The 24862-nt window shown below is 68.5% G+C and carries 29 protein-coding genes; 15 read left to right on the forward strand and 14 right to left on the reverse strand.

Features of this window, described 5'->3' with window-relative positions; all coding sequences use genetic code 11:
• Nucleotides 1–142 precede the first annotated feature (142 nt).
• From ACL06G_RS15295 to ACL06G_RS15350, 12 genes are all read right to left on the reverse strand, one after another.
• Nucleotides 143–799, reverse strand: a complete 657-nt coding sequence (locus ACL06G_RS15295) for a hypothetical protein (protein ID WP_412836104.1) — start codon at nt 797–799, stop codon at nt 143–145.
• A gap of 15 nt (nt 800–814) precedes the next feature.
• A complete protein-coding gene (locus ACL06G_RS15300) occupies nt 815–1744 on the reverse strand; it encodes a carbohydrate kinase family protein (RefSeq protein WP_412836105.1) in 930 nt (309 codons plus the stop codon).
• Nucleotides 1741–2187, reverse strand: coding sequence for an NUDIX hydrolase (locus tag ACL06G_RS15305; RefSeq protein ID WP_412836106.1), 447 nt, complete (start codon nt 2185–2187; stop codon nt 1741–1743). The genes ACL06G_RS15300 and ACL06G_RS15305 overlap by 4 nt, the downstream gene beginning before the upstream one ends.
• A 63-nt stretch (nt 2188–2250) precedes the next feature.
• Nucleotides 2251–3396 carry a radical SAM protein gene (locus tag ACL06G_RS15310; protein WP_412836107.1) on the reverse strand — a complete coding sequence of 382 codons (1146 nt, stop codon included), beginning with the start codon at nt 3394–3396 and terminating at the stop codon, nt 2251–2253.
• Nucleotides 3393–4103 (reverse strand): adenylate kinase family protein, encoded by a 711-nt coding sequence (locus ACL06G_RS15315; protein WP_412836108.1) that lies wholly within the window; start codon nt 4101–4103, stop codon nt 3393–3395. The genes ACL06G_RS15310 and ACL06G_RS15315 overlap by 4 nt, the downstream gene beginning before the upstream one ends.
• Nucleotides 4100–5056, reverse strand: coding sequence for a GNAT family N-acetyltransferase (locus ACL06G_RS15320; protein ID WP_412836109.1), 957 nt, complete (start codon nt 5054–5056; stop codon nt 4100–4102). Before ACL06G_RS15320 ends, ACL06G_RS15315 begins: the two co-directional genes overlap by 4 nt.
• Entirely contained in the window at nt 5053–5898 is an 846-nt protein-coding gene (locus ACL06G_RS15325; RefSeq protein ID WP_412836110.1) for a class I SAM-dependent methyltransferase, read from the reverse strand. The genes ACL06G_RS15320 and ACL06G_RS15325 overlap by 4 nt, the downstream gene beginning before the upstream one ends.
• Nucleotides 5895–6689, reverse strand: coding sequence for a methyltransferase domain-containing protein (locus ACL06G_RS15330; RefSeq protein WP_412836111.1), 795 nt, complete (start codon nt 6687–6689; stop codon nt 5895–5897). The genes ACL06G_RS15325 and ACL06G_RS15330 overlap by 4 nt, the downstream gene beginning before the upstream one ends.
• Complete coding sequence (locus tag ACL06G_RS15335; protein ID WP_412836112.1) at nt 6686–7342, reverse strand: hypothetical protein; 657 nt, start codon at nt 7340–7342, stop codon at nt 6686–6688. The genes ACL06G_RS15330 and ACL06G_RS15335 overlap by 4 nt, the downstream gene beginning before the upstream one ends.
• Nucleotides 7339–8784 carry an NAD(P)-dependent oxidoreductase gene (locus ACL06G_RS15340; protein WP_412836113.1) on the reverse strand — a complete coding sequence of 482 codons (1446 nt, stop codon included), beginning with the start codon at nt 8782–8784 and terminating at the stop codon, nt 7339–7341. The genes ACL06G_RS15335 and ACL06G_RS15340 overlap by 4 nt, the downstream gene beginning before the upstream one ends.
• 269 nt (nt 8785–9053) lie before the next feature.
• Nucleotides 9054–9317: a hypothetical protein gene (locus ACL06G_RS15345; RefSeq protein ID WP_412836114.1), complete on the reverse strand. Its 264-nt coding sequence runs from the start codon at nt 9315–9317 to the stop codon at nt 9054–9056.
• The gene (locus tag ACL06G_RS15350) at nt 9295–9678 is read right to left on the reverse strand and encodes an ATP-binding protein (RefSeq protein ID WP_412836115.1); all 384 of its coding nucleotides are present in this window, start codon (nt 9676–9678) and stop codon (nt 9295–9297) included. The genes ACL06G_RS15345 and ACL06G_RS15350 overlap by 23 nt, the downstream gene beginning before the upstream one ends.
• A gap of 360 nt (nt 9679–10038) precedes the next feature.
• On the opposite strand from ACL06G_RS15350, the gene ACL06G_RS15355 reads away from it, so the two are divergent.
• Nucleotides 10039–10902, forward strand: coding sequence for a helix-turn-helix domain-containing protein (locus tag ACL06G_RS15355; protein WP_412836116.1), 864 nt, complete (start codon nt 10039–10041; stop codon nt 10900–10902).
• Between the two features lies 1 nt (nt 10903).
• On the forward strand, nt 10904–11125 hold the full coding sequence (locus ACL06G_RS15360) for a DUF397 domain-containing protein (RefSeq protein WP_412836117.1): 222 nt from the start codon (nt 10904–10906) through the stop codon (nt 11123–11125).
• A 64-nt stretch (nt 11126–11189) separates the two neighbouring features.
• Here the strand turns inward: ACL06G_RS15360 and ACL06G_RS15365 are convergent, their stop codons facing one another.
• Nucleotides 11190–11858 carry a hypothetical protein gene (locus ACL06G_RS15365; RefSeq protein ID WP_412836118.1) on the reverse strand — a complete coding sequence of 223 codons (669 nt, stop codon included), beginning with the start codon at nt 11856–11858 and terminating at the stop codon, nt 11190–11192.
• 62 nt (nt 11859–11920) lie between these two features.
• Complete coding sequence (locus ACL06G_RS15370) at nt 11921–12178, reverse strand: hypothetical protein (RefSeq protein WP_412836119.1); 258 nt, start codon at nt 12176–12178, stop codon at nt 11921–11923.
• A gap of 587 nt (nt 12179–12765) precedes the next feature.
• On the opposite strand from ACL06G_RS15370, the gene ACL06G_RS15375 reads away from it, so the two are divergent.
• The 13 genes from ACL06G_RS15375 to ACL06G_RS15435 all read left to right on the forward strand — a co-directional run bounded on the left by ACL06G_RS15375 (nt 12766) and on the right by ACL06G_RS15435 (nt 24826).
• The gene (locus tag ACL06G_RS15375; protein ID WP_412836120.1) at nt 12766–13407 is read left to right on the forward strand and encodes a hypothetical protein; all 642 of its coding nucleotides are present in this window, start codon (nt 12766–12768) and stop codon (nt 13405–13407) included.
• An 83-nt stretch (nt 13408–13490) separates the two neighbouring features.
• The gene (locus tag ACL06G_RS15380) at nt 13491–14186 is read left to right on the forward strand and encodes a hypothetical protein (RefSeq protein WP_412836121.1); all 696 of its coding nucleotides are present in this window, start codon (nt 13491–13493) and stop codon (nt 14184–14186) included.
• 82 nt (nt 14187–14268) lie between these two features.
• Nucleotides 14269–14880, forward strand: coding sequence for a hypothetical protein (locus ACL06G_RS15385; RefSeq protein ID WP_412836122.1), 612 nt, complete (start codon nt 14269–14271; stop codon nt 14878–14880).
• A 72-nt stretch (nt 14881–14952) separates the two neighbouring features.
• Complete coding sequence (locus ACL06G_RS15390) at nt 14953–15252, forward strand: hypothetical protein (protein WP_412836123.1); 300 nt, start codon at nt 14953–14955, stop codon at nt 15250–15252.
• A gap of 83 nt (nt 15253–15335) precedes the next feature.
• A complete protein-coding gene (locus ACL06G_RS15395; RefSeq protein WP_412836124.1) occupies nt 15336–16484 on the forward strand; it encodes a phosphoadenosine phosphosulfate reductase domain-containing protein in 1149 nt (382 codons plus the stop codon).
• Between the two features lie 101 nt (nt 16485–16585).
• A complete protein-coding gene (locus ACL06G_RS15400) occupies nt 16586–16849 on the forward strand; it encodes a hypothetical protein (protein ID WP_412836125.1) in 264 nt (87 codons plus the stop codon).
• A gap of 90 nt (nt 16850–16939) precedes the next feature.
• On the forward strand, nt 16940–17722 hold the full coding sequence (locus tag ACL06G_RS15405; protein ID WP_412836126.1) for a hypothetical protein: 783 nt from the start codon (nt 16940–16942) through the stop codon (nt 17720–17722).
• A gap of 206 nt (nt 17723–17928) precedes the next feature.
• Nucleotides 17929–18276 (forward strand): hypothetical protein, encoded by a 348-nt coding sequence (locus tag ACL06G_RS15410; RefSeq protein WP_412836127.1) that lies wholly within the window; start codon nt 17929–17931, stop codon nt 18274–18276.
• 314 nt (nt 18277–18590) lie between these two features.
• Nucleotides 18591–18935 (forward strand): GntR family transcriptional regulator, encoded by a 345-nt coding sequence (locus ACL06G_RS15415; RefSeq protein ID WP_412836128.1) that lies wholly within the window; start codon nt 18591–18593, stop codon nt 18933–18935.
• 953 nt (nt 18936–19888) lie between these two features.
• On the forward strand, nt 19889–21904 hold the full coding sequence (locus ACL06G_RS15420) for a major capsid protein (RefSeq protein ID WP_412836129.1): 2016 nt from the start codon (nt 19889–19891) through the stop codon (nt 21902–21904).
• Nucleotides 21905–22002: 98 nt separating this feature from the next.
• Nucleotides 22003–22929: a hypothetical protein gene (locus ACL06G_RS15425; protein ID WP_412836130.1), complete on the forward strand. Its 927-nt coding sequence runs from the start codon at nt 22003–22005 to the stop codon at nt 22927–22929.
• Between the two features lie 155 nt (nt 22930–23084).
• Nucleotides 23085–24248 carry a fibronectin type III domain-containing protein gene (locus ACL06G_RS15430; protein WP_412836131.1) on the forward strand — a complete coding sequence of 388 codons (1164 nt, stop codon included), beginning with the start codon at nt 23085–23087 and terminating at the stop codon, nt 24246–24248.
• A 2-nt stretch (nt 24249–24250) separates the two neighbouring features.
• Nucleotides 24251–24826, forward strand: coding sequence for a lytic polysaccharide monooxygenase (locus tag ACL06G_RS15435; protein ID WP_412836132.1), 576 nt, complete (start codon nt 24251–24253; stop codon nt 24824–24826).
• Nucleotides 24827–24862: the final 36 nt, after the last annotated feature.

Below are 24862 nucleotides of genomic sequence, written 5' to 3' on the forward strand. Positions count from 1 at the left end.
ACGTCGCGCGTCGGTGGGCGTCCGTGGCTGGTCGCGCTCGGGTCGTAAGGGCGGCGGTCGGGAACGGAGTGCTCCTACACGTTCTCGTTCCCGACCGCTCAGTGTGGTCAGGGCGCAGGCGGTTGATGCCCGCTGTGGCTGCTCAGATGATGCCGAGCTCGGTGAGACGTTGGGTTGCGTGCCGGATCTGGTCGCCGGTCATGCGCTTGTTCTGGGCGTCCTTCTTCGGCTCGCTTGCGGCGCCGTATTGCCACCAGGACTCCCCTGTGGCGCGGTCGGCCACGAGAAAGCGGTCCTTCATGGCGGGGCCGCGGACGATGAGGGAGACGGTGTAGGGCTCGGCCACCGCCGCGTGGATCATGCCGTGGTGCAGCGTGTATCCGTGCCCGGCCTGCTCGGTGCGGACCATGTACGGCTTCAGGTCGGCCACGGGGGTGTCCTCGTCGAGGTCGTCGTCGAGGCCGTAGAGGGTGTGTTGGTAGCTGCCTCGCAGGAGGCGGGAGCTGTAGGTCCAGCGGTGGTTGTGCGGGCGGTCGTAGTAGCCGGGCAGGAAGACGTGAAGCCGAATGCGGAACCCGAGGTCGTCGTCGTGGAGGACGATCTTGTCGAGGATGTCGTAGTGCTCTGCGAGCTTGCACAGGCGCTCGTCGTCCGGGACCGCTTCTACGGCGCGGCGGAGAAGATCTCGGTCAGCGGCGAGCGATTCGAGGACCTTGCCGGTGGTGGCTTCGATCTTGGGGACGTCATTCCAATCCAGGGCGCGCAGAGGCTCGACCAGCTGGCTGATGTCGGTGGTCATACGGGTGTCCCTTTCTCAGGATGCTGCGGATGCGGATGCGGATGCGGATGCGGGTGTGTGCAGGTGCGGTCGGGCCGGCGTGCTTCCCGGTGGCCGTGTTGAGCAGTGGGCGGACCCGACGTCGCATGCCTGCCGGAGGGCGGAGGCCAGTGGGCGGCCCTCCAGGTGTGCGGTGGCTAGTCCGGCGGAGAACGCGGCGCCGGCGCCGTGGGTGTGTACCACGGGCACGGCGCGTGCGGTGACTCGGTGCGTTCCTTCGCTGGTGACTGCGACAGCCCCTCCGGCTCCGAGGGTGACCACGGCGGCGTGCGGTCGGAGCGCCCCGAGCAGGTGCGTGGCCACGGCTTCGGCCTGGTCTTCCTGTTCTTCGGGCAGGCCGGTCTGGACCGCCCACACGGTGGCGTGTTCGGCCGCGCTGCGGACCGCAGGGTCCAGCGGGTCGTTGCCTAGGTTGAGCAGGAGCGGCACACCGCAACGGGCGGCGGTGCGGATGGCTCCGACAGCGTGTTCGGTCAGTACGCGGTAGCAGTCGATGTAGGCCATCCGTGCTCGGCCGAGCGGGCTGGTGTCGGTCTCCTTCAGGCTGATGTAGGCGTGGGTGAGGTCAGCGAACCAGGTGCGTGTTCCGGCCCGGTCGGCCACGACGGTCATCTGCGGTGTCGCGGAAGGCGTCGGTCCGGTGGCCTCGTTGCGTACTCCTTCGGCGGCGAGGACCCGGCGCACGTGCTGCCCAGTGGCGTCGCTTCCGACCTGGTTGGTGACCAGGGTGGTGCGCAGTCCGGTGCGGGCTGCGGTCAGCGCGGTGATGGGTCCGTCGGCGGCGAGGGAGGTGACCGTGCTGTGCACCTCGGCTCCGTGGTCGGCTCTCGGGTAGGTGTCGACGTGGAGGACCTGGGTGTGTGCGAGGTAGCTGAAGCACGCCAGGTCGGCCTCTGCCGCTGTCACTGCGTGGTGTCCCATCCGCGCTCGGAGTACGGGCGCTGCTTGGCGATGTGGTCCAGCGCGGCGGCGGCGTAGGGGATCATCTGCTCGGGCAGGGCGTCGGGCGAGAACCACTTCCATCCGGCGCACTTGTCCGGCTCGCGGTTGGTCACCTCGCCGCTCCACTGCGTGGCCTCGAAGAACAGGGCGAGGCGGCCGGAGTTCGTCCGGTGGTGCATCGTGTGGACGAGGGTCAGGTCGGCCGGGTCGATGCGGATGCCGGCTTCCTCGTCCGCTTCCCGGATCAGGCCGGTCGTGGCGGACTCTCCGTCCTCGAGGTGTCCGGCGGGCAGGTGGAACGCGCCGTCCATGAATCCGGTGTTGACGCGTTCTCCGAGGAGGATGCGCTGTTGGCCGTCGCGCAGCACCAGGTGGAGGTCGATGCAGGAGGTGTAGCGGTCGGACATGGTTCGGGTTCCCTTTCTGTGTGGGTGGCCGGTGGGGCAACGCTCGTGTTGCCCCACGGTGGGTCAGTTGGCGGGGACGGACTTCCACAGCCGGCACACCGGCACGATTTCCGGGTACTCGGCGCACGAGGAGCCGCCGTCAACGATCTCCTCGGCCGGGCAGCCGCCCATGCACGACGCTGAAGCCTTGCAGCCGCCACAGGCTGGCTTGGTCAGTGCGCTGGTGAACAGGTCGAACTCGTTGTCGCCCTTGTTGAGGACGACCTGGCCGTCGCGCATCTCGGCGTAGTGCAGGTCGGTGTCGAACAGGAACGAGCAGACGTAGCAGCGTCCGTCAGGGAAGATGCTGATGCGGTCCAGGGTGCGGCCGATGCAGCCGCGGTATCCCTCCTCCTCGAAGCGGTGCATCTCCTCGCGCCGCGCGAAGGTCGGCTGGTACCAGACGCGGGTGCGGTATCCGGCCGATGCGGTGTGGAGGCGGTCGCAGAAGTCGAGCCACTCCGGCGGAGTCATCCCGTCCTCGAGACTTCCGTGGCCGCGGCCGATGACGGAGAAGACGTGGAATTTCAGCAGGCTGACGCCGAGCTCGTCGCACAGGTCGAGGAGCTTGAGGCAGTCGCTCTGGTTGGTCTTGTTGACTGTGCAGATGATGCGGGTGTCGAAGCCGCGGTCGCACAGCTCTCTGATCGTCTCCACGGTCTCCGCGAACCGGCCGGGCCCGCGGACGGCGTCGTGCGTCTCCGCGGATCCTCCGTCGACGCTGATCTGGACGTAGGAGAAGTCGTCCGGCTCCATGCGGGCGAACTTTCGGCGGGCCGGAATGAGCCCGTTGCTGGTGGTGATGACGTGCTCGTATCCGAGCTGTCTGGCCAGGCGGATGGTGTCCTCGTAGCGGGGGTGGAGCGTCGGCTCCCCTCCGAGGATGGTCAGCTTCGAGCCGCCCATCTGCCGCCACGTGGTCAGCGTGGAGCGGATCTCCTCGTAGGGCATCTTCAGGGCCCTCTCCAGCCGCTCGCCCATGTAGCAGCCGGAGCAGCGCAGTTGACAGGCTTCGGTGATGTACAGGTAGACGTTCCGGAAGCGGCCGTAGGGCACGCGGTCGATCTTGGACGGTGCGGTGTCGTGGGCGGAGGCGGGCATGCGGGCGTGCCCGTAGGCGTCCGTCTCGCCGGTGCGGAGGCGGGGTGTCGGCAGCGGGACAGTGGTCATGACAGGGCTCCTGCTTCTTCGGTGACGGTTCGGTACGTGCTCTTGGCTGCGCTGATGACGGCCGCTTCGCTCTGGTTGGCGTTGATCCGGTGCCAGGGCACCTGGTGGCGGCAGAGGTAGGTGCGCAGGGCGAGCGCGTGGTGGTGGTAGCGGGACCGGCGGAGCGCGGTCAGGGTGCCCAGGTCGCTCTTGCGGTGCTGGAGCGGTCCGCCGCAGCGGTTGCAACTGCCTGGCCGGTCAGGGTTGGGGTGCGCTGGACGGCGCGGGCCTCCGGCTGCTTGATCGCAGGCGGGACACACCTGGCGGCGCGCGATACGTGAGGCGGTCTGGTGGTCGGGGACTTCCAGCTCGATCACGCTGAGGTGCGATGGGCCCGGGAGGTGCTGCAGCATCCTGGCTGCCTGTGCTGCGTTTCCCGGGTAGCCCTCCAGCAGCACGGGCCGGTCCGGCGTGGGGGCGTAGTCTCCGCGCAGTGCCTCGGCCAGCAGGCGGTCGGCCACTTCGTCGGAGAGCCATCCCAGCAGGTCGGTGGACCGGCGGATCGCCGCATCCACCCATGGCGTTGTGGGTGCTTGGTCGTGGGCGAAGTCCCGAAGGCGCCATACCAGCGGCTTCTCGGGCAGGGACTGCAGTGCTGCTGTGACCGTGCTCTTGCCTGTGCCTGGTGCTCCGAGTACGGCGACGAGTGGTCCGGAGAGCTTGATCATCCCAGCGCCTCCTCGGGTTGAGGGGGCTGGTAGTAGCGGATCGTCGCCCGCTTCGTGAAACCGAGGTGCTGCACTAGCCGGAGGGCCGTGGTATCGCGGTCATCCACGACGGTGCGGGCGATGGTGGCTCCCGCTGCGTGGGCAGCGGCAGTCAGGGCCCAGCGCGCGGCGTGCAGCGCGAGGTGTGAGCGGTCGTGAGCATCCGGGTGGAGCAGGAGGTCTCCCAGCAGCGCCTCTGCTGATTCCTCCGGGTGGGTGTGGGCCAAGGGGTAGACGAGCGCAGCGGCGAGCAGCCGGTCTCCGTCGTCGGCGAAGGTCAGGCACGAGTTGCGGAAGCGCTCGTCGCTGCGCCACCGGTCCCCGGCTCGGGCCGCGTTGCGATCGCCGGGACGGGCGGCTGCATAGAGGGCGTCGATCCGTGTGAGGTCTTCATCGGGCTGGGCGCATCGGACCGTCGTGGGTGGTGGTCCCGTTGGGCTCGTCAGCGGCAGCAGCGCCTTCCACAGAGTGGCTCCGTTCAGGTCCTTTCCCCATCCGGCGGTCTGGAAGAAGGTGTGGGTTCCTGGCCGGTCGTTGGGGATTTCGGTGGTGGTCACCGTTCCGTCCATGGAGCGGAGGGCGGGGGTGAGGGCGATGAGGAGACGGCGTCCCAGCCCGCGTCGACGGTGGCCGGGCCGTACGAGAGGCCCCCACAGCCGTCCGGTTCCGCCGGGAGCTGCCGGCGGCCGCAGGGCGGCGGCCCCGATGAGGGTGCGGTCGCCAGACGAGCGGTAGGTGGCCAGCATCGTGTGCGTGGCTGTTCGGTGTTCGGCCAGGCGGGAGCGGACGAGGCTGGGGGTGATGGGCCTCTGGTCTGCGAATCCGCGTACGCAGTCGTACCCGAGGTCAGCCAGCTCGGTGTCGAGTGCTGGTACGGGCGTGTAGGGGGCGAGGTCGGGCGCTCGGTAGGTCATGGGCGGCTCCTGGGATGCGGGCCGGTGGCGGTGATGCCGACGCTGGTGCTGCCCCTTCCGGCGCGGACCGAGGGGGCGAGGGCGAGCGGCACGGTGTGCGGGGCGGTGCGAGTGTGGGTGCGTACGGTGGCGAACACCTCCTCGAAGCAGGCGGCGACGTCGCCGGTGCTGCTGAAGGGAGCGGGCCGGGACGGCCGGGTGCGTTCCGCGTGCGCGAGGCTGATCCGCTCCCGTGCTGATCCGGGCCAGGAGGTGAGGGCGGTGACGGCCATGATGTGGCGGCCGATCTGGTCGTACTCCAGCGCGCCGCTGTCTCCTGCGATGCGTGCCGTGTAGAGCAGCAGTCCGTCGCGGGCGAGGAGCTTCGCGAACCGGGCGACGGTCGCGGTGCGCTGCTCTGGTGTGGTGAGGAGGGAGAGCAGCCCGTCGGTGATGATCAGGTCGTAGTTTCCGTCGCAGGTGGCCAGTTCCGGGGCGTGGTCCTGCCGCTCCGTCACGCGCAGCCCTGTCCAGTAGGCATGGGCGCGGCAGAGGGCGAGTGGGGTGGGGCAGGCGTCGATCACGTGAATCTCGAGTCGCTCGCTGCCGAGGAGCCGTTCCAGCACGTTAAGCACCGTGTGGTCAGCGGCTCCCGCGACCAGTACCCTCAGGCGGCCGGGCGGCCGTTCCCAGTGCTCCAGGGCGGTGCGGTAGAAGCCCGTGTGCCACCGGGGTGTTCCCTTGAGGCCCGTAGTGCGGAAGAGACCCCAGGCGGCGTGGTAGCTGAAGCATTGCTCGGTGCAGTGTTCACGGGCTGTACGGAGGCCATCGAGTGGGCTGGTGAAGGTCAGCTGCTCGCTCACGTGTCGTCCCGGGTGATCCGCGCGTAGGCGATGAGGTGGAACAGCCTGGCGATCTGCCGGTACGGGTCGGTGCGGCCGGCCTCCCACTCGGCCTCCAGGACCTCGGAGAAGTCTCCGCCAACGGGTTCGTTTCCGAGGTGGTCGGTGAAGCACCTCACTCCGTACCAGTGGTCGAGATCGATGCGCTGGTCGGCAAGCAGCTGGACCACGGACTCCCGGTCGATACCCCGGCTTACCGTGCCCAGGCTGCCGGACTCGACGTTGCTGTGAAGCGCGGTGAGGACCCCGCTCCAGTCACGTTCGAGTCCTCGGCGCATGGCCAGCGAGCTGGCCGCTTTGGCGAGGATGGAGACGAGTCCTCCGGGCCTCACGCAGCGGGCGACCGCGTGCATCAGCGGGCCGGGATCCTCCACGTACATCAGCACGCCGTGGCACAGCGCCGCGTCCCATCCGGTGCCGGCCAGGTGCGGTGCCTCCTCGCCCGCGCCGAGGAGAAAGGTGACGCTTCCCGGACAGGAGTCGTCGTGCTGTCGCTCGGCGCGGGCCTTGTCGAGCATGGCCTGGTCCGGGTCGAGCACGGTGACATGGTGGCCGCGGTCGGCCAGCATCCTCGCCTGCACTCCGGTGCCTCCCCCGATGTCGAGGACACGCTGTGGTGCCGGTGGAAGGTGCTCTGCCAGTGCCCGCCCGACCAGCTGGTGGCGGAGGGCTCCGCGCAGGCTGCCGCTGTGGTCGGCGTATGGATCAGCGAGTGATGCTCCGTCGGTGGGGGTGATCCAGGTGTTGTTCATCGACTACTCCCGCTGGTGGTGATCAGGGTCCGGACCAGCTCGGCGTGCTGCAGGACGAACCTGATGGACAGGTATCGCCCGGTCAGAAGCCGACTCAGCTCCTCGGGACCGCCATCTGTGCTGGACCGGCGCTTGAGGCCGAGGAGCTGCTCCAGGTGCTGCTCGAAGAAGTCAAGGTCTCGCTGGCGGATCGGTCCTCCCAGCCACGCCTGGGCAGCTTCGGCCGGCAGCAGCTCCCACACGGGAAGGTGATCCTGGCTGGTGGCGGTGGAGCGGACCAGGTGCGGTAGGCGCACGGTCCCCGTGGGGAGCGGCGCGGGTGGTGCCAGGCAGCAGGGGCCGACCACGGCTCCCGGTCCGCGATGCTGGGCAAGGTGCTCGGCCACCGCCAGGGCCAGGCCAGCGTCGTCTTCTCCGCTGCCTTCTGGGCACAGTTCGACGGGGCCGTGGGCGGATGCTTCCAGCGCCTGTCCCAGCAGCTCCGTCCCGGGGCAGGAGGACCACCACAGCGGAGTGTCATCCGTCAGGCGGACTCCGGCGGCGGCGTGCTTCCGGGAGGCGCCGTCCTCGGCCTTGGCGGAGGTCAGGTAGCCCGGCCCCGGGTGGGGAAGGACGAGGCCGATGTCTCCGAAGGTGAAGTGCTTCTCGATCATGCGGCGGGCTCTCTGGCCGCGTTGCGCGGGCCGAAGCAGGCGTAGTAGCGCTCCAGCAGCCCGGATTCCGCGAGCCTGGCGTCGGTGCGCGCGACGTTGTGGCCGGGTGCGAACCCGTGGTCGGGGTGGGCGAGCGTCGTCGTACCGACGATGAGGGAGGCCAGGACGAGGTCCGCGTACTTGTTCGGCAGACTCTCGGCCCAGTGGAAGTTGATGGGGTATCCGTCGGCTATGAGGGTGGCTCGTGTCCCGTGGGGGAATCCGAGTCTGGATCCGACCTGGCCGGCGTCCTCGATGTCTTCCGCGGCTGCGCGTAGCTCCGTCAGGGCGAACTCGCGGTCCCGGCTGGTGACGGACACCAGGTAGCAGTCCCGGAGCAGGGAGGCAGCGTGTTCTCCTCGCAGCGACGTGGCACCGGTGGTGCCCATCACCAGGATCGGCTGATGCCGGCGCAACAGCGCGTGCAGGTCCGGGCTGGTCTCGAAGCCCTGTTCCATCGCCGTGACCAGGGCCTCGGTGGAAGTGTCGTGTACGGCGACCCGCATGCGCTTCTGCCGCAGTACCTCTGCGAGTGCGCTTCCGATCCGGCCGAAGCCCAGCACGCAGGCGGCTTGGCCCTCCCACTTCTCCTCCGGCACCAGCGCCCTGAGGTTCCGTACCGCAGCGTCAGCGATTCCGTACGGCTCGATCGCCGCTTTCAGCCGTGACTCAGCGACGGAGAAGACGGGCATCGGGAGGTCCGGGTACTTGGCGAGCTTGGCGATGCCGCTGGCTGTCTGCTCGACCAGGCCGACGAAGTCGGTCAGGAGTTCGGGGCACTGCTCCATGAGAACCGGCAGCGTGTAGCCGCCGTCATCGACCAGTACGCCCTTCCTCTCCGCTCCACAGGCGCGCGCCACATGGTCCTTGAGGGCGGTGGCGGCGTCATTCCACGGCCACACCCGTACCCTCTGGGCCTCCAGGTGGGCGTCGACGCGTTGGGTGTTCCGGTATCGGTATCCCTTGTCGAGCACGGTCATGGCTTCCGGCGGGACTCCGAGGCGCTGCAGCGCCTCCACCATGACGAGGAAGTCGTACATGTGGTGCACCGTCAGGACGGGCGCGATGTGCGAGAGGCAGTTCGGTGGAAGGTGTTCGGGTATGCCGGCGGTGAGTGGCATCTGCCGGGTCAGCTCTCGCTGCTCCAGGCTGGTCAGCGGTACCCGCTTGGCGACGGTGAGAGCGGCCTCTGCCTGCTCTCCGTACAGATTCGTTTCCGGACCGTCCAGGATGACGGTGATGGTGAACGTGCCGGCCGGACGGGACCTCGGCGGCCACATCGGCTGGGCGAGCAGCCGCACGTTGAATCCTTCGTCCGTCTCCAGGTAGCGGCACGATGTGCGTTGCGTCGCAGCCGTGACGTGCAGACCTTGGCCCATCGCGCTGCTGATCTGGTTCAGCACGAGCTCGCGCTCCTCAGGGTCTGCTCGCACCTCGAACGTCACACACCGGAATTGGTCGTCCGCTTGGTCATGTTCGGGCTCACGGCTTTCGGAGGCAGGGGGGACGCGTTCGTTCACGGGTATCCGTCCTTCGTGCTGGGCACTTGGTCGCTGCGGGTCAGGTGTCCGGTAGGCGATCGGTCGGGTCTGCTGGCGGTCCTGGCTGGAGCGCGGCTCGGCGGCGATCACGTGCGTCGCTGGTTAGCGGGTATCGACCTGGGTGCCTGCGCTCAGTACCGTCCTGGTTGGCGTGCTGCGCCTGGCAGTTCCTCCTGCGCTTCTCCGGCTCTCTCGTCCGCGGCCTCCGCGGTGGTGGGTGCTGCGGCGGTGAAGCTGGCGCCTTCGGTGGTGGTGAGCTGGCCGAGGATCAGCAGTGCTGGGACGTGGAGAGCGGCCCAGAGCGTGCAGAGGAGCGAGTTCCTGTCGGAGGGCGCGCGGTGTCGTGCCCCGCGAGGTGTGCTGAGGGCCGGGTCAAGCAGCGTCGTGGTGTTCATGGTCGGGCTCTGCTTTCATCTCGGCCCAGACCAGCTTTCCCCAGCTCCTCATGTCGGTTCCCCACTTGGTGGTGAAGGCGTCCACGAGGGCGAGTCCCCGCCCGTTGTCGTCGTTTTCTCCCGCCGGTCTGATGGCCGGCAGGCGGTGGGACTTGTCGACCACTTCTATGCGGACGACGTCGTACGACGGGCGGTCGATGGAGACGCGGATGCAGGAGCACCGTGTGTGCAGCACGGCGTTCGTGACCAGCTCGCTGATGACCAGCTCGCCTTGGTCGGTGAGCGTGTTGAGTCGCCAGGTCATCAGCGCTGTCCGGATGAGCCCGCGGGCGAGGGCTGCCGCTTCGGGTGTTCGCGGCATGTCCTGTCTGTAGCCCGGGTGCCCTGTTGGGCGGGCTCTCACGATCTCGTGCATCTGCGCCTCAGGAGAGGTTGAGGAGGGGTCTGGGCAGTGCTTTTCGTGGTGGGGCCGTGCGGGCTGGCTGTGCGTCACCAGCCCGCTGGTCACCACCGCTTGTGCGGTAGCGGTGGCATGGACAGCATCGTGTGCGCGAAACTGCCCGTGCAACCCCACATGGGATTTTCAGGGAAATGGCATATGCGATGGGCTGGGCTACGGGCTGCGCAAAGGGGACTGGGAATGTCACACTCTGAGCACGCGGCGCGACGTGGAGGGCTCCCTCCCTCACGCGACTGGCTCGACCCCTCGGGAGGCACACACGTGGCAGCACCCACCGGACCGACGGTCCGCCGCATGCAGTTGGGCTGGGAGCTCAAGCGTCTCCGCGAGAAGGCCGGCCTCACTCTGACCGAGTCGACGGACGGGCTTCCGTTCTCGACATCCAAGCTGCACCGGGTGGAACGGGCGCTGACCGGTCTCCAGTCCGCTGCTGACCTCCGGGCCCTGCTCACTCGGTATGGCGTTTTTGACGAAGAGGATCAGGAGTTTCTGGTCGAGATACAGCGCGACTCGCTGAAACGCGGGTGGTGGTCGCAGTATCGCAGGAACATGCCCTCCGGAATGGATCTGTTCGTGGGGCTGGAGAGCGGCGCCCACACGATCCGCGGGTGGCAGCCGAACGTGGTGTACGGGCTTCTCCAGACCGAGCGCTATTCCCGGGAGATGCTTCTGGCTGCGAAGCCGGTGGAGGAGACTACGACCGAGTTCGTTGAGCGGACCATCGACTTGCGGATGGACCGGAAGAAGGCCATCACACGCTCCGACAACCCGCTTGAGCTGTGGGTGATCCTGTGCGAGGCAGCTCTGCGCAGGACGGTCGGCTCGTCGGACGTGATGCTGGAGCAGTACGAGGAGATCGCGCGGATTGCCAAGGCCGACAATGTCACAGTTCAGGTCCTGCCGTTCGACATGGCCACGTACCGGTCGAGTACCGACTTCGCTCTCATGGAATTCGACCGTCCTCTTCCCACAGTTGTCCAGAACGACGGTGTCGGTGAATCGAATGTCACTGACAGAGACACCATCGTCTGGGCGTTCTCCCGCAAATTCGACACCTTGCGGGCGGGCGCTCTCGCCCCCAGCGAGACGCCCAATTTCCTGTCACGACTATCCCGAGAGATGTGAGATGTCTTCTCTGCGTATAGCTCCAGAAGGTTCCTGGTTCAAGTCCTCGTACAGCGGAAACGACGGCACCAACTGCGTGGAGGTGGCTGATCTGACCGCCACCGACCACCACGGTGTCGGCATCCGCGACTCGAAGGTCGAGTCCGGCCCGGCCCTGGTGGTCGGCCCGGATTCGTTTGCGCAGTTCGTTGCCAACGTGCGCGGCGGTCGTTTCGACGCCTGACCTTCCCTGGTCCGTCCTGCGGCGGTCCGCCCTCGGCGAGTGAGGGCGGACCGCCGCTTCGTGTCTAGGCTTCCCCAGGGCTCTGCCAACCCTGCTGCTTGGAGCGCTTGTCTTCGAGCTGGCGGTGGAGGTCGGCGGTGGCGTTGGTGAGGCGTTCTGCCTCGCGTTCGATGGCGGGGCGTGAGTCCTGGGCTGCCCATCGGTGGAAGAGGCTGGCGCGGCGTTCGGTGAGGTCGGTCAGTCGGGTCAGCCAGTCGATGTCGCGGTCGGCGGTCGGTGTGGCGTTGAGGTGTTGGTTCTCGTCCCTCGCTTTTTCGAGGTCGGCCAGGAGGTCGTCGGGGAGGGTTCTGGGTGCGATGAAGCCGGTTCCGACCTTGATCCCGTCGTCGGTGGTCGGTCGTTTCCCGGTGCCTCTGTTGTTTCCTGAGCCGTTGATGATGGCAGGTAGGGGGGTGGTGTCGGTGGCGTCGCCCCATCCGGGCAGCAGGATGAGGTGCGCGTCGTGGAGGTCGTGGCAGATCTGCCGTACGGCGCGGGGGCCGATGGGTGCTCCGTTGTCGCCGTGGATGAGGCCGAGCTGGGCGCGGGTGACGCGTCGTCGGGCTCCGGCGGCCCAGGCGATGTAGGCGTAGACGCGGGTCTCGGTGGTGGTGAGCCTGTTGAGGCGTTCGGGGGTGGGCGGCATGCCGGTCCACCGTCGCTTCGGTGTGCGCTTCCCGGGTGTGGTGGTCAAGCCTGTGCTCCTGGAGAGACGAGCGGGCCGCCGGGGTGGTGGCGGCCCGCTGTAGCTGTTGGTCAGGTACGTGCTGGTGTGCGTTGCCGGTGTGTTGGTGCAGGCACGACCCGGAATCCGCAGGTGTCGCGGATAGCGCAGCCGCTGCAGGTGGTGGCGGCCTTGCGGCGGTCCTTGTTGCTGGTGCGGGAGAACGTGACGAGTTTCTCGAAGATCTCGGGGTCGTCGGCGCAGGCGGCGAGTCCGTTTTCGCTCCTGGGGACGGTTACGACCTTCTCCGTGGATTTTTCTTGCATGCGTGCATATTTGTCGTTCTTCATTGCGTGTTGACGTCCTGTTGTTCTTCGGGGTCTGGGTTGATCTGACAGCAGTATGCGATGAGTACGGGGCGCCAGCACATACTGGTGCCCTTCCTCCACATGGGTGAGTAGTGCGGGTTTTGTCACCTGTTTGGCCGGTAGTGTGCGTGATCCGGGTGCCTGAGCGACGTGGTCGCTCCCGCTCTGCGCGGGCCCGGCCGTTTCCGTATGCCGAGAGGGGCACGCCGCCGTGGTCTGTGGTGCGTCGCGGCTGTGGAGTCGTGAGCGGTGGGAGGCGGAGCTGGAGTCCCCGTGGTGTCCTACGTGCCGGGCCGTCCTTGAGGGGCTGGATGTGGCGGTCCCGGACGGGGCGCGGCTGTCGATTGCCGTGTGGCGTCCGTGCGGTCACGTGGTGCTGGTGTCGGATCGCCTGGATCGGGGCCCGTATTCCGGGTGACGTGCGTGGTGCCGTGGCAGGGCTTCTGGAGTGCTGGACGGTTTCTCGTCAGCAAAATACCCCCTTTGGATATTGCTTTTTGAGTTGCCATAAACTAGGATGAAGGCACAAGGAAAGGCACAGTCCCCCTCCCCGAAAGAGAGGACCAAGCATGTCCACGATCATTCGGCCGCACGACTTCCGCTTTCCCTTCAGCGACCCGCAGCACGACGTCTGGACCGGCTCCGCGTTCGCCACCGTCGTCTCGGTCCTGAAGGAGACGACGGTGCACATCGTCACCGACACCGAGACCGGCCACACCGTGATGGACGCCCGCCTCGGACCCGTCGCCGCACGCGGCACCGGCAGCCTCCACAACACCGGTCACGTCCTCATACAGGCCCCCAGCTTGCCCAAGAAAGGCTTGTGGCACCCGCTTGACACGTGCGGGATCGTCCTCCCGGTCGAGGCTCACGACGCCAAGTGGGACGCCATGGTGCTCTTCCTGGAGCAGCGCTCCGAGGCCATCCGCTGTGTCCGTGAGCACGAGGAGCACGGCAGCCACGCCTCCGGCCGTATGTGGGGCCGGTGGACCGCCGTTCCGCTCTCCGCTCCCGGCACTTTCGTGGTGAGGTACGAGCCGAACACCCGGGACAAGACGCTTTCCAAGATGTGGGGCGAGCCGTTCTCCGGCCACGTCGCCCTCGACTCTGACGGGCGCGGCCAGGTGACCGACGTCTACCGCACCCGCCGCGCGGCCCCGGGTCGCACCTCGGCGGAGCGCTCGGCCCGCCGAGCACTCGCTGAGGGCTGACCGCCCGCACTCTGCCCGTTCCCCACCCCTCTCGGCCCCCGGCACGCGCCGGGGGCCGACCCGTACGCGCTCAGGAGGACCCTGTGTACGACCCCGACGACCTCGAGCACCGCGCTTGCGCGGTCGCCGTGTTCCGTGAGTGGGACCACTCACACGAAGGCGCCAGTGAGCTGCTGTTCCTCAACAACGGCGGCCGGTCCAAGCTCGATCTGCTTACCGGTTTCGGCCAGCCGGGAACCACGAAGCGGCTGGCCCCGGTGATGCACCGCGCCTTCGTTGCGGAGACGATCGCTGCCGCCCACGCCTACGCCAAGACGGTCTTCGGGCGTCGCGCGGACTGGCCGGTGCGGTTCACCATCTCCCGGCCGGATCCCGCGCTGATCTGGCTCCTCGTCCACTGCTCCTCGTGCCCGTCGGGGCACTACCGGCCCCGGCAGGGACGGTTCGACGGTGTGTGGGTGTGCCGCTGCGGACACGCCGTCACCTGCCCGGACCTGGACGGCGGCACCGGCGACCGGTTCCGCACCGACGGGGGCGCGCTGCAGCGCGGCACCCCGGAGACGGCCGAGTACCGCATGGGCCACCCCTCCGATGACCGTGACCGCCTGCTGAGTTCACCCGAGGTCCTGGCGTTGCCTGAGCTGCTGCGCTCGCTGCGGGAGTACCGGTCGTGGTCGTCGGAGGAGATCAGCCGGACGCTCGGCTACGTCAACACCCGCGGTGTGTACGAGCACGTGTCCGGCTACGGACTGCGCACGCACATCCGTCGCCTTGCCTGACCTCCTGCGCTCCCGGCGGGTGCGGGCAGATGCCTGCACCCGCCGGTCCCCCTCAACTCCCCTTCACGGAGAGGAATCTTCCATGTCCAACGCCCTGCGCCCCTACGACTTCAACCCCGACGGCTCCGACCCCCAGCGGCAGATGTGGTCCGGCGCCGTTTTCGCCGCGATCATCGACGTCCTGTACGAGCGGAAGGTGATCCTCGTCGTGGACGAGTCCACCGGCCGCACGCTGATCAACGTGCGGCTGGGCGGGATGCGCACGATGAACGGGACTGCGCACGTGCAGGTCTTCCATGATGCCGCGGGCGGCGCCGGCGTCTGGTACGTCCTGCGCGACTGCGGGCCGGTGATCCCGGCCGAGGCCATGCCGCACAGCACGCTCGATCTGGACGAGACCAAGCGGGCCGCCCGGAGGCGGGTGCACGACCAGCAGCTCAGCGCCGTCGCCGTCGCCCAGGACGACGCCCGGTTCGGCATCGAGGCGTCCGGCCGCTGCCGTGGCTGGTGGTCGGCGCTGCCGATGGACGAGCGCGGCCTGTACCTCGTGCTCTACGAGCCCTCGGCCGACGCCGCCCCGGACGAGGCCGGAACCCGCCTGGCGCTGGAGGTGAAGGTTGACCAGCACGGCGACTGCGGCGAGGTGCGCAACGTGGTCACCGATCTCTCCGCCCGCCTGACGCCCCTTCCCTGACGGGGACGCAACCCGATCGTTGCCCCGTCCTCCCGGCCGGGGCACCCACCTTCACCAGAGAGGACTCCTGGCATGGCTACTGCCGTCTCCGGCCTCGTCCCGCCAGATGCGTTCACCGCACGCGAGCTGATCGAGTACCTGAAAACGATGCCCCCCGGCACTCCCGTGGTGCTGTCCACGGACCCAGAAGGCAACTCGTTCCGGTTCGCTCAGTCGCACACGATCGCGCTCTACAGCGACGGTGACCTGCTGCCCATCCCGCCGGACCACACCCGGATCGCTGCTCGGCACGGCGTACCCGAGCACCAGGTGCTGCCCTCCCACACGCCCACGGCGGTGCGCGCGTTCGTGCTGTACCCGGGCAGCGCCTGACACCCGGCTGACGACCTGCGAAGGGGGCCGTGCCGCCGCACCCCAGCGGCACGTCCCCCTTTTCCTCTTGGGGAGTGATGACGATGCGGACACGTGACGTTCTGCGAGTCCTGGACGACGTGCGGCGGGCGGGGGCGGCTGCGGCCGCGTACCGGCGTGCCGTTCAGACGGCGCGGGCTGGAGAGGACGGCGTGGTGCCGTGGCGCGAGGTCGAACGTGCCTGGCGCCGGGCTGAGACCGCGGCCTCCCGCCGTGCCGGGCTGCGCCCGGTTCTCTCGCGGTGGCCGGCGCCGGGTGACCGGCGGCGGGTGACGGGCGTGGTGCTGGACCGGCTGGCCGACGGCCCGGTGGAGCTGATGCGGGCGGCGGACGCGGTCTGTGTGCAGTCGAGCGGCGGGAAGGACTCGGCGGTGGCTCTGGACCGGGCGGTCGAGGCTGCCCGTTCGGCTGGGTGCGTGGAGAAGCTGGTGGTGGTGCACGCGCATCTCGGTGAGGACGCGGAGTGGCCTGGGGTGGAGGAGCTGGCGCGGCGTCAGGCTGCGCGGTACGGGCTTCCTCTGGTGACGGTGGCGGCCGATGGCGGGTTCACGGGGATGGTGGCCGAGCGCGGGCGGTGGCCTGATGCAGCTCGTCGGCTGTGTACGGCGCGGCTCAAGCGGGACGCGGCGGCACCGGAGATCACCGCGGTGGTGGACGCGCTCGGGTTGGACGAGCAGGCGGTGGTGCTGAACGTCTTCGGTATTCGGGCGGCGGAGTCGCCGTTCCGTGCAGGGAGGCCGCGGCTCGCGTTGGACGAGCGGGCGACGAGCGGCCGGCGGATGGTGCTGGCCTGGAACGTGGTGCACCGGCTGTCTGAGGCGGAGGTGTGGCGGGAGATCGCGGAGCGTGGGCTGGAGTACCACGAGGTGTATGACGCGGGTCTGGAGCGGCTGTCGTGCGCGCTGTGCGTGATCGCTGGCCGAGAGTGGCTGGTGCGAGCGGCTCGGGTGTGCTTCGCGCTGGGGCTGGCGCACCCGCAGGTGTATGTGGCGCTGGAGGCGCGGATCGGGCACGACTTCAAGCACGGGCTGCCGATCAGTGATGTGGTGGCTCGGGCGCGGGAGCTGGAAGCGGTGGAGGGGCCGCTGACGTGGCGGCGTGGTGATGCGCTGCGGCGGCACGTCGGTGAGGAGGCGGCGGAGGCGTACCTGTTGCGGTTGGCGGCCGACCGGTCGGTTCCGTTGTTCGTGTAATCCACCCAAAAATACCTCCCTTGTATATTGCATATAGGTGTGCAATAAAATAGAATAAAGGCACAAGGAAAGGCACGGAACCCCAGCAGAGAGGGCGGAACATGAGCGAGACCCCGGACTTGGCAGCCATCTTCGGCAAGGCCGCGCAGTCGACCAGCTGGCTCACCACGAACCTCGGCGTGCGCACCGACGTTTCCCACCACGGCTCCGCCTACACCGTGTTGTTGCCGAAGGAGGGCGAGGGCGCGGCGTACATCTCCGGTTGCGAGCACATCGGTGGCACGGACCTCGCAGAATGGGAGGCCACCCTTACCCAGACCATCCCGATCGTGGGAGCGGCGCGGTCCGCCCTTCGGATTCTCTGACCTTCCTTCGGCTGGCGCCGTCTCCCGGGTCTTCCGGGAGACGGCGCCAGCACCGTTCCCCAGACCCCTTCACGCAAGGAGCATCACCCGATGACGCATCCCGAGCAGTCGCAGCCGGCGTGGCTGACGGCCTGGCACGCCCTCGCGGACGAGGAGTACGGCGCTGACCAGCTCAACGAACTGCGCTCCCTGATCGAGTTCGGTGTTTCCGAGCCCGAGGACACCCTGAACGTGGCCGTGGCCGCCGCCGAGAGTGGACAGGCCCTCGCCTCCGCCCTTGAACGCCCCTGGTCCCTCTACACCCCGGCACAGGCGGCGCAGGTCGCCTCCGCCGCCCTGGCCCAACTCCATTCCGGCGCCCAGGCCCTCGTGCAGCTGGGGGAGGTCCTGCAGACGGTCATCGGACGCGGTGAAGCCTCGGCTCCGGCCGACGGCGACTGCTGCCCTCTGCGCCTTGCCAAGGACCTGGCTGCTGAGATCGAGGTATCAACGGCCCGGTCCGGGCCACTCCTGGTGAGGCGCCTGCAGGAGTGGCCGTCCCGGCTGAGTCTGCCCGAAGGCTGCCACGAGACGCTGGCCGCCGTCTGCGGCCTGCTCCCGGCCGCCCGCATGGAAACAGCACATGCCGAGGACGCCTACGAGGACGACGAGGACTTCGGCTGCGGATGTTCCGTGGTGTTCGACCACGAGGGCGAGGAGTGGAACCTGTCCCGCGGCGACAGCGGCTGGTCCGTGCACCGTGTGCGTGAGGAGCGACCACTCGGTGACGGTTCCATCGTCGTGACGCCAACGTTCGTGACGGTGACCGATGCGACTCCGCATCCCGGTGCTCTCGTCGCATCTGTTCTTGCCGAACTCGAGGAATCGGGCTGACTGTCCTGCAGCAACACGCCCTTGATGCTTTCAACGTGCCTGGTCGCAACATCTTCCACCACAGCGTGGATGTCACGTGCATGGGCGGCTTGTGGCCGTCCTGCGGATACTCGAATTGCCATACGCCACATCAGTCACCTGGTGACTGATGTGGCGTATGGTTCTGCCGTCGTGACGATCACTCAATCGAGGAGGGAGCGTCGGGCATGAAGCACACGTCCGTGGCGACGATGGACCCACAGAGCGTGACGGTGCCCTTGTGGGTGCTTGATCGCTGCAGGGGCGTCTCGTCCTGGGTATACGCCCGGTTGACGGCTCTCTCCGGCGACGGTCAGGTCATAGACGGGTACGCGCTGCCGGACCTCGCTCGGCTGCTGCACCTGTCTCCTCGGATGGTGCAGCGTCACCTCGCGGACCTCGCGAAGGCGGGCGCGGTCGACATCCACCATCAGGCCAGCGTGACGGGGCAGCGTCTCCCGAACCGCATCGTGATCAACACCCGGCCTCCCGAACACGCGGCCGAGGACGTCCCGGAAGGAGGGACTGCGGTGTAAGAACGCGCTTCCGGCTCTCTCTCTTCCCACGGCCCTTCGTTCGGCACGACGGGCCGCTGGGGTATCGCCGGCTCCGGCCGGTGGCGCACAGAGAGAACGACCCCCGGATGCTGTGGCAGGCAACGGTGGGGGTCGTTCTTCTCGATCGGCGCTTCGAGGGTAACCCGCGGCCCTGGGCAGTGCGAGTGCGGTGGGTTGAACCTGAGAGGCAGAGACGTAAGGAACGTCCATGACACAGATGAGAAGCACCGCCCATACCGCTCACCGGCAGTCCCGGGCCGCCGCCTCCTGCGACCGAGGGGAGCTGGTGCCGGATGAGTGACGGCGAACGGTCCTCCTCCCTCGAGGGCGCTCCGATTCGGCACGAGGTCCCGCAGGGCTACTCGATGACCCCTCTGTGGGTGATCGTCCGGTGCCGCAAGGAGGTGTGGCTGTACGACTTCCTGCGGGCGCGGTACGGCGGCATGGAGGCCACCTTTCCCGGCATCAAGACCGTGGCCGAGGAGATGGGCGTCTCCCGCCGGACGGTGGAGAACGCGCTCTCCCGGCTCAAGGACGCCGGGGCGGTAGCAGTGATCAACAGGACCCGTGACGACGGGAGCCGCACGACGAACGAGTACCGCACCTACTTCTACCCGCCCGAGCAGCGCGAGCGCTGATCCCAGACCCCGCCTGGTGGCCCCTCCGGATTCCCGGAGGGGCCACCAGGCGTTTACGCAGGTCACCGGATGCGCAGAAAGCTGCGCAGGGGTAGCGGTATCCCCCCTGCGCAGCTTTCTGCGCAGGGGGGTGCGCAGGATCGTGCGCAGGGGGTGCGCAGTTTTCTGCGTAGGGGGTGCGCAAGAAGTTGCGTAGGGCCTGCGCAGAAAACTGCGCGGCGTAAGTACATAGACGGGAAGTACATAGAGATGAGGTACACAGACCTCTACCCACACAGACGGTGGAGGCACACAGATGTCGCGTGCTCCGCACTCTCATCTCCTGCTGGGGGCTCCTCGCCCCCAGCCGCCCCCCGCCAGCGCCCCGGATGCGCTGGACCATCCAGCCAGTCATGGTTCTGCGCTTCGCGCACCACTTCGTTGAACCATGCCTATGTCATGGACTGGTTGCTGTGCCTCGTGGCTGAGGAACCACCTCAGGTAGGAACAGCAACCACAGGACGCGCACGCGCGAGGCGTCGTTGCAGCGCTCCGGGACAGTGGGTCCGCTGACGGCTCCAGGAGGGCTGTGAGCGGCTGTCGTTGGGGCGACGGGCGCCGGATCCGGGCAGACCCAGGCAAGGCGGGAGTAGGGCACTGGAGACCTCCCCCCGACACCCCATGAGACTCCCTCCAGGCACCCCGAGAACGCCTCTGTGCTGCGCTCTGAGTCTCCGGCACCGGCCTGCGGGCGGGCAGCCCGGACGGAGGCCCACGGGATCGCGAGACGGGCACAGCGATCTACCGCCGCCGGCGACCTGCAACGTCGCGCAGCCGGATACGGCTCTGGGCGCTCGGCACCCGTGGGCGGTTCTACTTCGCTCCTGACCAGCAAGGCGGCTACGCTGGCCTGTAGCTCCGCTGGACCGGTCGGCCGGGAGCACGTCACGACGTGCCCTGGAGGCCCCCAGCTCATGAACGAGCTTCTGCAGCGACTGCTTGCTGCCTTCTCCGACCACTCCGACGCCGACGCCCGGTCGAGCGCCGTACGCGAAATCCTGGCCGAAGCCGACGAAGACCTTTCGTCCGTCAGCGACGCCGTCTCCGCCCGGTTCTCAGAGCTCCAGACCACCGACGAGCAGACCAGCGAGACCGTTGACGAGATGGAGGCCCTGGCCGGCATTGCCGAGGCCACCACCGCTGAGATCACCGCGCAGGCCGAATCCGCCGAACGCGAAGCCCGATCGGCCGCCGCCGCCGAGCGAATGCGGAACGCCTCCGAGGCTGCGGCGAGCCGTCAGGCGGCCGACAACGACCTCGGGGTGGACAACGACGACCAGGAGCCGGAACCCGGCCCCGGCCGGTCTCCCGACGCTCCTCAGACCGAGGAGGAGGCCGGACAGCCCTCCGGCGACGCCGGCACCGGAGATGGCAACGAGGAAGTCGACGCGGGGGCCTCCGGCAGGGAAGCCGTTGCGGCCTCCGGAGGACGCGGCCGAGTTCCGCTCGGCGGCGTCCCGGGCTCCACGCTTCCCTCCAACCGTGAGGCCGCCCATTACTCCCTGATCGCCGCTCCGGACATCCCCGGCGTCCCGATCGGCGCCGAGCTGGAGGGCATCCCGGCCCTGGCTGAGGCGTTCACCAACCGCGTGCAGTCCCTCGTCCGCGTCGGTCCGGGCAAGACCGCGCAGGCCCCGATCGCCTCGCTGCGCCGCAACCGGCCCCACCAGGACATCGTGCGCGAGGCCGGTGACGTCACCTCGCTGGTCGAGCGCATGTGCTCGGAGCGCAACCTGCCCGGCGGCAACCTCGTCGCGGCCGGCGGATGGTGCGCGCCGAGCGAGCAGCTGTACGACATGTGCCCTACCGCCACGCTGGAGGGTCTCCTCGACCTTCCCGAGGTGTCCACCCGCCGAGGCGGCATCAAGTTCCACACCCCGCCGGACTTCGCCACCATCTACGCCAGTCTCTGGCCCGACGGCACCGGCGATGACCCGAATAAGGGCTCCTTCCACTACCCCGAGCCCACCCCTCCTGCCGAGATGCCCGACAAGCCCTGCTGGTCGATCCCCTGCGTCGACAACGAGAAGGAATGCCGTCTCGAGGTCGACGGGCTGTGCATCGAGTCTCCTCTGCTGCAGGAGCGCGCTTGGCCGGAGATGGTCGAATACTTCATGGAGCAGGCCCTCGCTGCCCATGCCCACCGGCTGAATGCCTGGAAGATCAGCAGGATCGTCGCCGGGTCGACGTCCGTCGACATCCCGTCTCCGGGCTTCCCTTCCGGGACTACCGAAGTCACGCGCGATCCGCACGGCCCCGGCGCCACCGCCAGCATCCTCTCCTCCGTCGAGCTGTTCGTGGAACAGGCCCGCTACCGGCGCCGCCTGTCGCGGAACACCACGCTGGAGATGGTCGCCCCGTTCTGGCTGCGCCCGATCATGCGCGCGGACCTGTCCAAGCGGAACGGCGTGGACATGCTGTCCGTCACTGACGCCCAGCTCGACAACCACCTGCGCGCTCGTGGCGTCCAGCCGCAGTGGATCTGGGACTGGCAGGACGCCTACGGCATGGCGGCCGACGGCACCCAGACCACCACCCTCTTCGGCGGCGCCACACCGGCCACACAGTGGCCCACGCACGCAAGCATCCTGCTCTACGTCGCCGGCACCTGGTTCTCCCTCACCCAGGACGTCATCACCCTCGACGGCATCTACGACAGCAGCAAGCTCGCGAAGAACACCTACACCAAGCTGTTCACCGAAGAGGGCGTTCAGGTGTGCACCCGCGGCTGCGGCGACTCGTGGCTGCTGAACCTGCAGCTGTGCCCGAACGGCATCACCGGCGGCCAGGAGATCGTCGCCTGCTCCGAGCCTCCGGCCCCCATGGCTCTGTCCACGACAGGCAGCAGCGCCAGCGAGGACAGCTCGGCCGACTCCGGTGTGTCCGAGACGGCCTCCCGCACCTCGCGGACTTCGAAGAAGTCCAGCTGACCACCTGTGACGAGCGAGTCCTGGAGGGGCTGCATGGAACGTAGCGGGGTGGTGGCGTGACGACTCCTGTGATGCCCCGTGCCCGTGTGGAGGCGCCCGTGCTGCAGGCACCTCGGTACGGACTGTTCTCCGCCGCGCGGGTCCTTAGCGACGTGCGCGGGCACGAGCTCGGCGGGATCGAGTACGAGGCAGTGTGCACCAACAAGGTGCATTGGTATCCGCTGCCGTGCGATGCGCAGCCTCCCGGGTTCGACCCGCAGAAGAAGTCCGAGCGGTCCACGACGCAGGTCGTGGCGTCTCCGTTCGTGCTGTACGTCGCGGACAACTGCCCGTCGCTGGGGCGGCAGCAGGACGACGCGCGGCGACAGCTCCGGCAGCGGCTCACCTCCGGTGAGGAAGCCGCGGTCGAGTACCTGCTGTGGACTGGTGCTCTGGGCACCACGCCGTCGCTGGCAGGGAACGCGGAGGTGCTGACGACCACTCCGCACGAGCTGGAGGAGGCGGTCGGCCTGCTGGAGCACTGGCTGGCCGCCTCCTCCTCCTACCCGGATGGCACGGCGCCTCCGTTCCCCGGGGCTCCGGGCTCGCTAGGTGTGCTCCATGCTCCGCGGTATCTGACGCCGAAGCTGACGTCGCTGCGGGTGCTGGATACCGGTGGGCCTCAGGCGGAGGACCCGCTGGGGAATCGGTGGGCGCTCGGCGGCGGCTACCCCGGCACCGGTCCCGCAGCACGGCCGGCGGACCAGGCGGTGTGGCTGTACGCGACGCGGCCGGTCACCGTGCGCCGCTCGGAGGTGATCGAACCGGCGGACTGGTCAACGGGTGCTCTGGATACGCGGACGAACGACACGATGCTGCTGGCCGAGCGCATGTACGTCCTGGACTTCCCCTGCGTGGCCGCTGCGGTTCCAACCACCCTTCCCCGGCTGCCGAGGTCGGCTTCGACAGAGCTGGCAGCGGAGCAGGACTCCAGCCGGACTGTCTCCACCGTGAACAGTACCGATTCCGAGGACCATCCGGCGTGACCAGAGAGCGGATCCCGTGGCCTAAGAGGCAGTCATCGGCTGGTCCTCCACCATCCACCCCTGGCCGTAAGCACTCCGGGCGGCGGACGTGGTCCCAGCGCATGACCGGTCCGCACGCCGCTGCTCCCCGACATGCGTGAAGGGAGGCGGTGGCCGTGGGCTGCCGAGAACTGACACAGCAGACGCTCAGCGGACACCGAGTACGTGAGCCGGAGGGGTTCCGCGCGCACAGCCGTGGCGACGGCCGGTGGTACCTGGAATGGAACCCTGTGCCCGGCGCCACCGGCTACCAGGAGGACCACGAGTTCAGCCACGGCATCAACCCGCTGTCCGAGACGCGCGGCACGCTCTTCGCTGTTCCGAACGGCGACGAGCGGACGGCCCGGGTGCGGACGGCCGGTCCCGGCGGGTCGGTCTCGGGCTGGGTGAAGTGCACGGTCAACTGGCGCGGGATGCTGACCATCGAGAATGAGGATGATCCCAAGCCTCCCGGACCGCCCCCGGTCCCCGTATTCAGCCGGGCGGCGGCTGGTCAGGGATACGTGTCCTCCGCATGGGACCGCGACCCCGAAGCCTTCTCCTGGAGGGTGCGGCTGCTGGACTCGGACCAGTCCGTACTGGACCAGGACGACACTGATCGCCCCGAGGCGCTGTTCACGGCCCTGATGCCCTACACCCAGTACGGGGTGCAGGTCCGCGCCATCGGCGCCTCTCCCCAGATGGTGTCTCGGTGGAGCGCAGTGCGGTGGATGCGCACCGAGCCGGAGGACCCTCCGAACCGGCCGGCGAAGCCTAGGAATCTGGCGACGCACTGCATCACCGCCACCTCTGCCCAGGTCACCTGGAACAACGACCCCAGCGTGGACCACTGGACGAGCTCCGTGAACGACGGGCCGAGCGAGACGACGTACGACAACGGGCGCCGACTGACCGGCCTCACCGCCTCCACCGCGTACACGGTCACGGTGATCGCTCACCGCGGCGAACTGTCGTCCCCGGAAGCCGAAGTGTGCTTTTCCACGCTGGACGGCGCACTGGAGCCTCCCGCTCCGCTGCCTGCTCCTCACGACCTTGTGGTGCGCGCGGTGTCCGCGACCGAGGTGGAGCTGTCCTGGAGCCAGGACGGCAAGGTCTCCACGTGGTTCGCGTCGGTCGAGCCCGACTGTCAGAAGCGGGTGGACGGGCGTCGCCACGGCCGGACCGTGCGGTTCTCCGGCCTCGTCCCGGGCTTGGAGTACACCGCTGAGGTCTACGCCCAGGACGGCTGGAAGCTCTCTCCGATCACCCGACAGGCCGTCGTCCTCCCGGAAGGAGCATGATCATGGTCGTCGCTGTCTTCTCCCGTCCTTCCTCGGAGTACGGCGCTCGGCACGGGTACGCCGAGTTTCCCCTCTCACGCGCCCGCTGGTGCCAGAAGGGCGGTCTGGACTGCGGCCCGATCTCGTACGAGCCGCAGTCCGTGGAAGGCCCGAGAGGCTTCCCTGCAGGCGGTCCGCGCGACGGCGAGCTCGCGTCCGCGACCAACCAGCGGTTCTCCGAGCTGGATGGTGTGTGGGCTCCGAATGGGAAACCGTGGCCGGTCACCGACCTCATGGCCGGGTGCCTGTACCAGTTCCGTTGGTACCTGACCGCACCGCACTCGACAGCGAAGTTCCACTACTACCTGACCCTGCCTGGCTGGAATCACACCGCGAAGCTCACCCGAGCCTCCTTCGACTCGGAGCCCTGGCTGACCGTCGAGTTCCAGCAGGGAGAGATCTCCGGCAGAGAGGTCTCGCACTGGGCCCGCATCCCGTCCGGGCGCGGCGGTCGACACGTGCTCTACGCCGTGTGGGACGTCGCTGACACCTCCAACGCCTTCTACTCCGCCTGCGACGTGAACCTCACCGGCCCCTGACCTCCTGAACCGGTCTGTCCGGCGGCACGAGGGCGC

This window comes from Streptomyces callyspongiae (assembly GCF_047200695.1).
In the GTDB taxonomy this organism is placed as follows: domain Bacteria; phylum Actinomycetota; class Actinomycetes; order Streptomycetales; family Streptomycetaceae; genus Streptomyces.

Excerpts from the sequence above, each read along its gene's own strand:
- ACL06G_RS15420 (WP_412836129.1), top strand. The coding sequence starts at position 19,889 with ATGAACGAGCTTCTGCAGCGACTGCTTGCTGCCTTCTCCGACCACTCC.
- ACL06G_RS15295 (WP_412836104.1), bottom strand. The coding sequence starts at position 799 with ATGACCACCGACATCAGCCAGCTGGTCGAGCCTCTGCGCGCCCTGGAT.
- ACL06G_RS15390 (WP_412836123.1), top strand. The coding sequence starts at position 14,953 with ATGGCTACTGCCGTCTCCGGCCTCGTCCCGCCAGATGCGTTCACCGCA.
- ACL06G_RS15405 (WP_412836126.1), top strand. The coding sequence starts at position 16,940 with ATGACGCATCCCGAGCAGTCGCAGCCGGCGTGGCTGACGGCCTGGCAC.
- ACL06G_RS15330 (WP_412836111.1), bottom strand. The coding sequence starts at position 6,689 with ATGAACAACACCTGGATCACCCCCACCGACGGAGCATCACTCGCTGAT.
- ACL06G_RS15385 (WP_412836122.1), top strand. The coding sequence starts at position 14,269 with ATGTCCAACGCCCTGCGCCCCTACGACTTCAACCCCGACGGCTCCGAC.
- ACL06G_RS15415 (WP_412836128.1), top strand. The coding sequence starts at position 18,591 with ATGAGTGACGGCGAACGGTCCTCCTCCCTCGAGGGCGCTCCGATTCGG.
- ACL06G_RS15395 (WP_412836124.1), top strand. The coding sequence starts at position 15,336 with ATGCGGACACGTGACGTTCTGCGAGTCCTGGACGACGTGCGGCGGGCG.
- ACL06G_RS15310 (WP_412836107.1), bottom strand. The coding sequence starts at position 3,396 with ATGACCACTGTCCCGCTGCCGACACCCCGCCTCCGCACCGGCGAGACG.
- ACL06G_RS15350 (WP_412836115.1), bottom strand. The coding sequence starts at position 9,678 with ATGCCGCGAACACCCGAAGCGGCAGCCCTCGCCCGCGGGCTCATCCGG.
- ACL06G_RS15345 (WP_412836114.1), bottom strand. The coding sequence starts at position 9,317 with ATGAACACCACGACGCTGCTTGACCCGGCCCTCAGCACACCTCGCGGG.
- ACL06G_RS15435 (WP_412836132.1), top strand. The coding sequence starts at position 24,251 with ATGGTCGTCGCTGTCTTCTCCCGTCCTTCCTCGGAGTACGGCGCTCGG.
- ACL06G_RS15335 (WP_412836112.1), bottom strand. The coding sequence starts at position 7,342 with ATGATCGAGAAGCACTTCACCTTCGGAGACATCGGCCTCGTCCTTCCC.
- ACL06G_RS15360 (WP_412836117.1), top strand. The coding sequence starts at position 10,904 with ATGTCTTCTCTGCGTATAGCTCCAGAAGGTTCCTGGTTCAAGTCCTCG.
- ACL06G_RS15400 (WP_412836125.1), top strand. The coding sequence starts at position 16,586 with ATGAGCGAGACCCCGGACTTGGCAGCCATCTTCGGCAAGGCCGCGCAG.
- ACL06G_RS15410 (WP_412836127.1), top strand. The coding sequence starts at position 17,929 with ATGAAGCACACGTCCGTGGCGACGATGGACCCACAGAGCGTGACGGTG.
- ACL06G_RS15320 (WP_412836109.1), bottom strand. The coding sequence starts at position 5,056 with ATGACCTACCGAGCGCCCGACCTCGCCCCCTACACGCCCGTACCAGCA.
- ACL06G_RS15375 (WP_412836120.1), top strand. The coding sequence starts at position 12,766 with ATGTCCACGATCATTCGGCCGCACGACTTCCGCTTTCCCTTCAGCGAC.
- ACL06G_RS15315 (WP_412836108.1), bottom strand. The coding sequence starts at position 4,103 with ATGATCAAGCTCTCCGGACCACTCGTCGCCGTACTCGGAGCACCAGGC.
- ACL06G_RS15370 (WP_412836119.1), bottom strand. The coding sequence starts at position 12,178 with ATGAAGAACGACAAATATGCACGCATGCAAGAAAAATCCACGGAGAAG.
- ACL06G_RS15305 (WP_412836106.1), bottom strand. The coding sequence starts at position 2,187 with ATGTCCGACCGCTACACCTCCTGCATCGACCTCCACCTGGTGCTGCGC.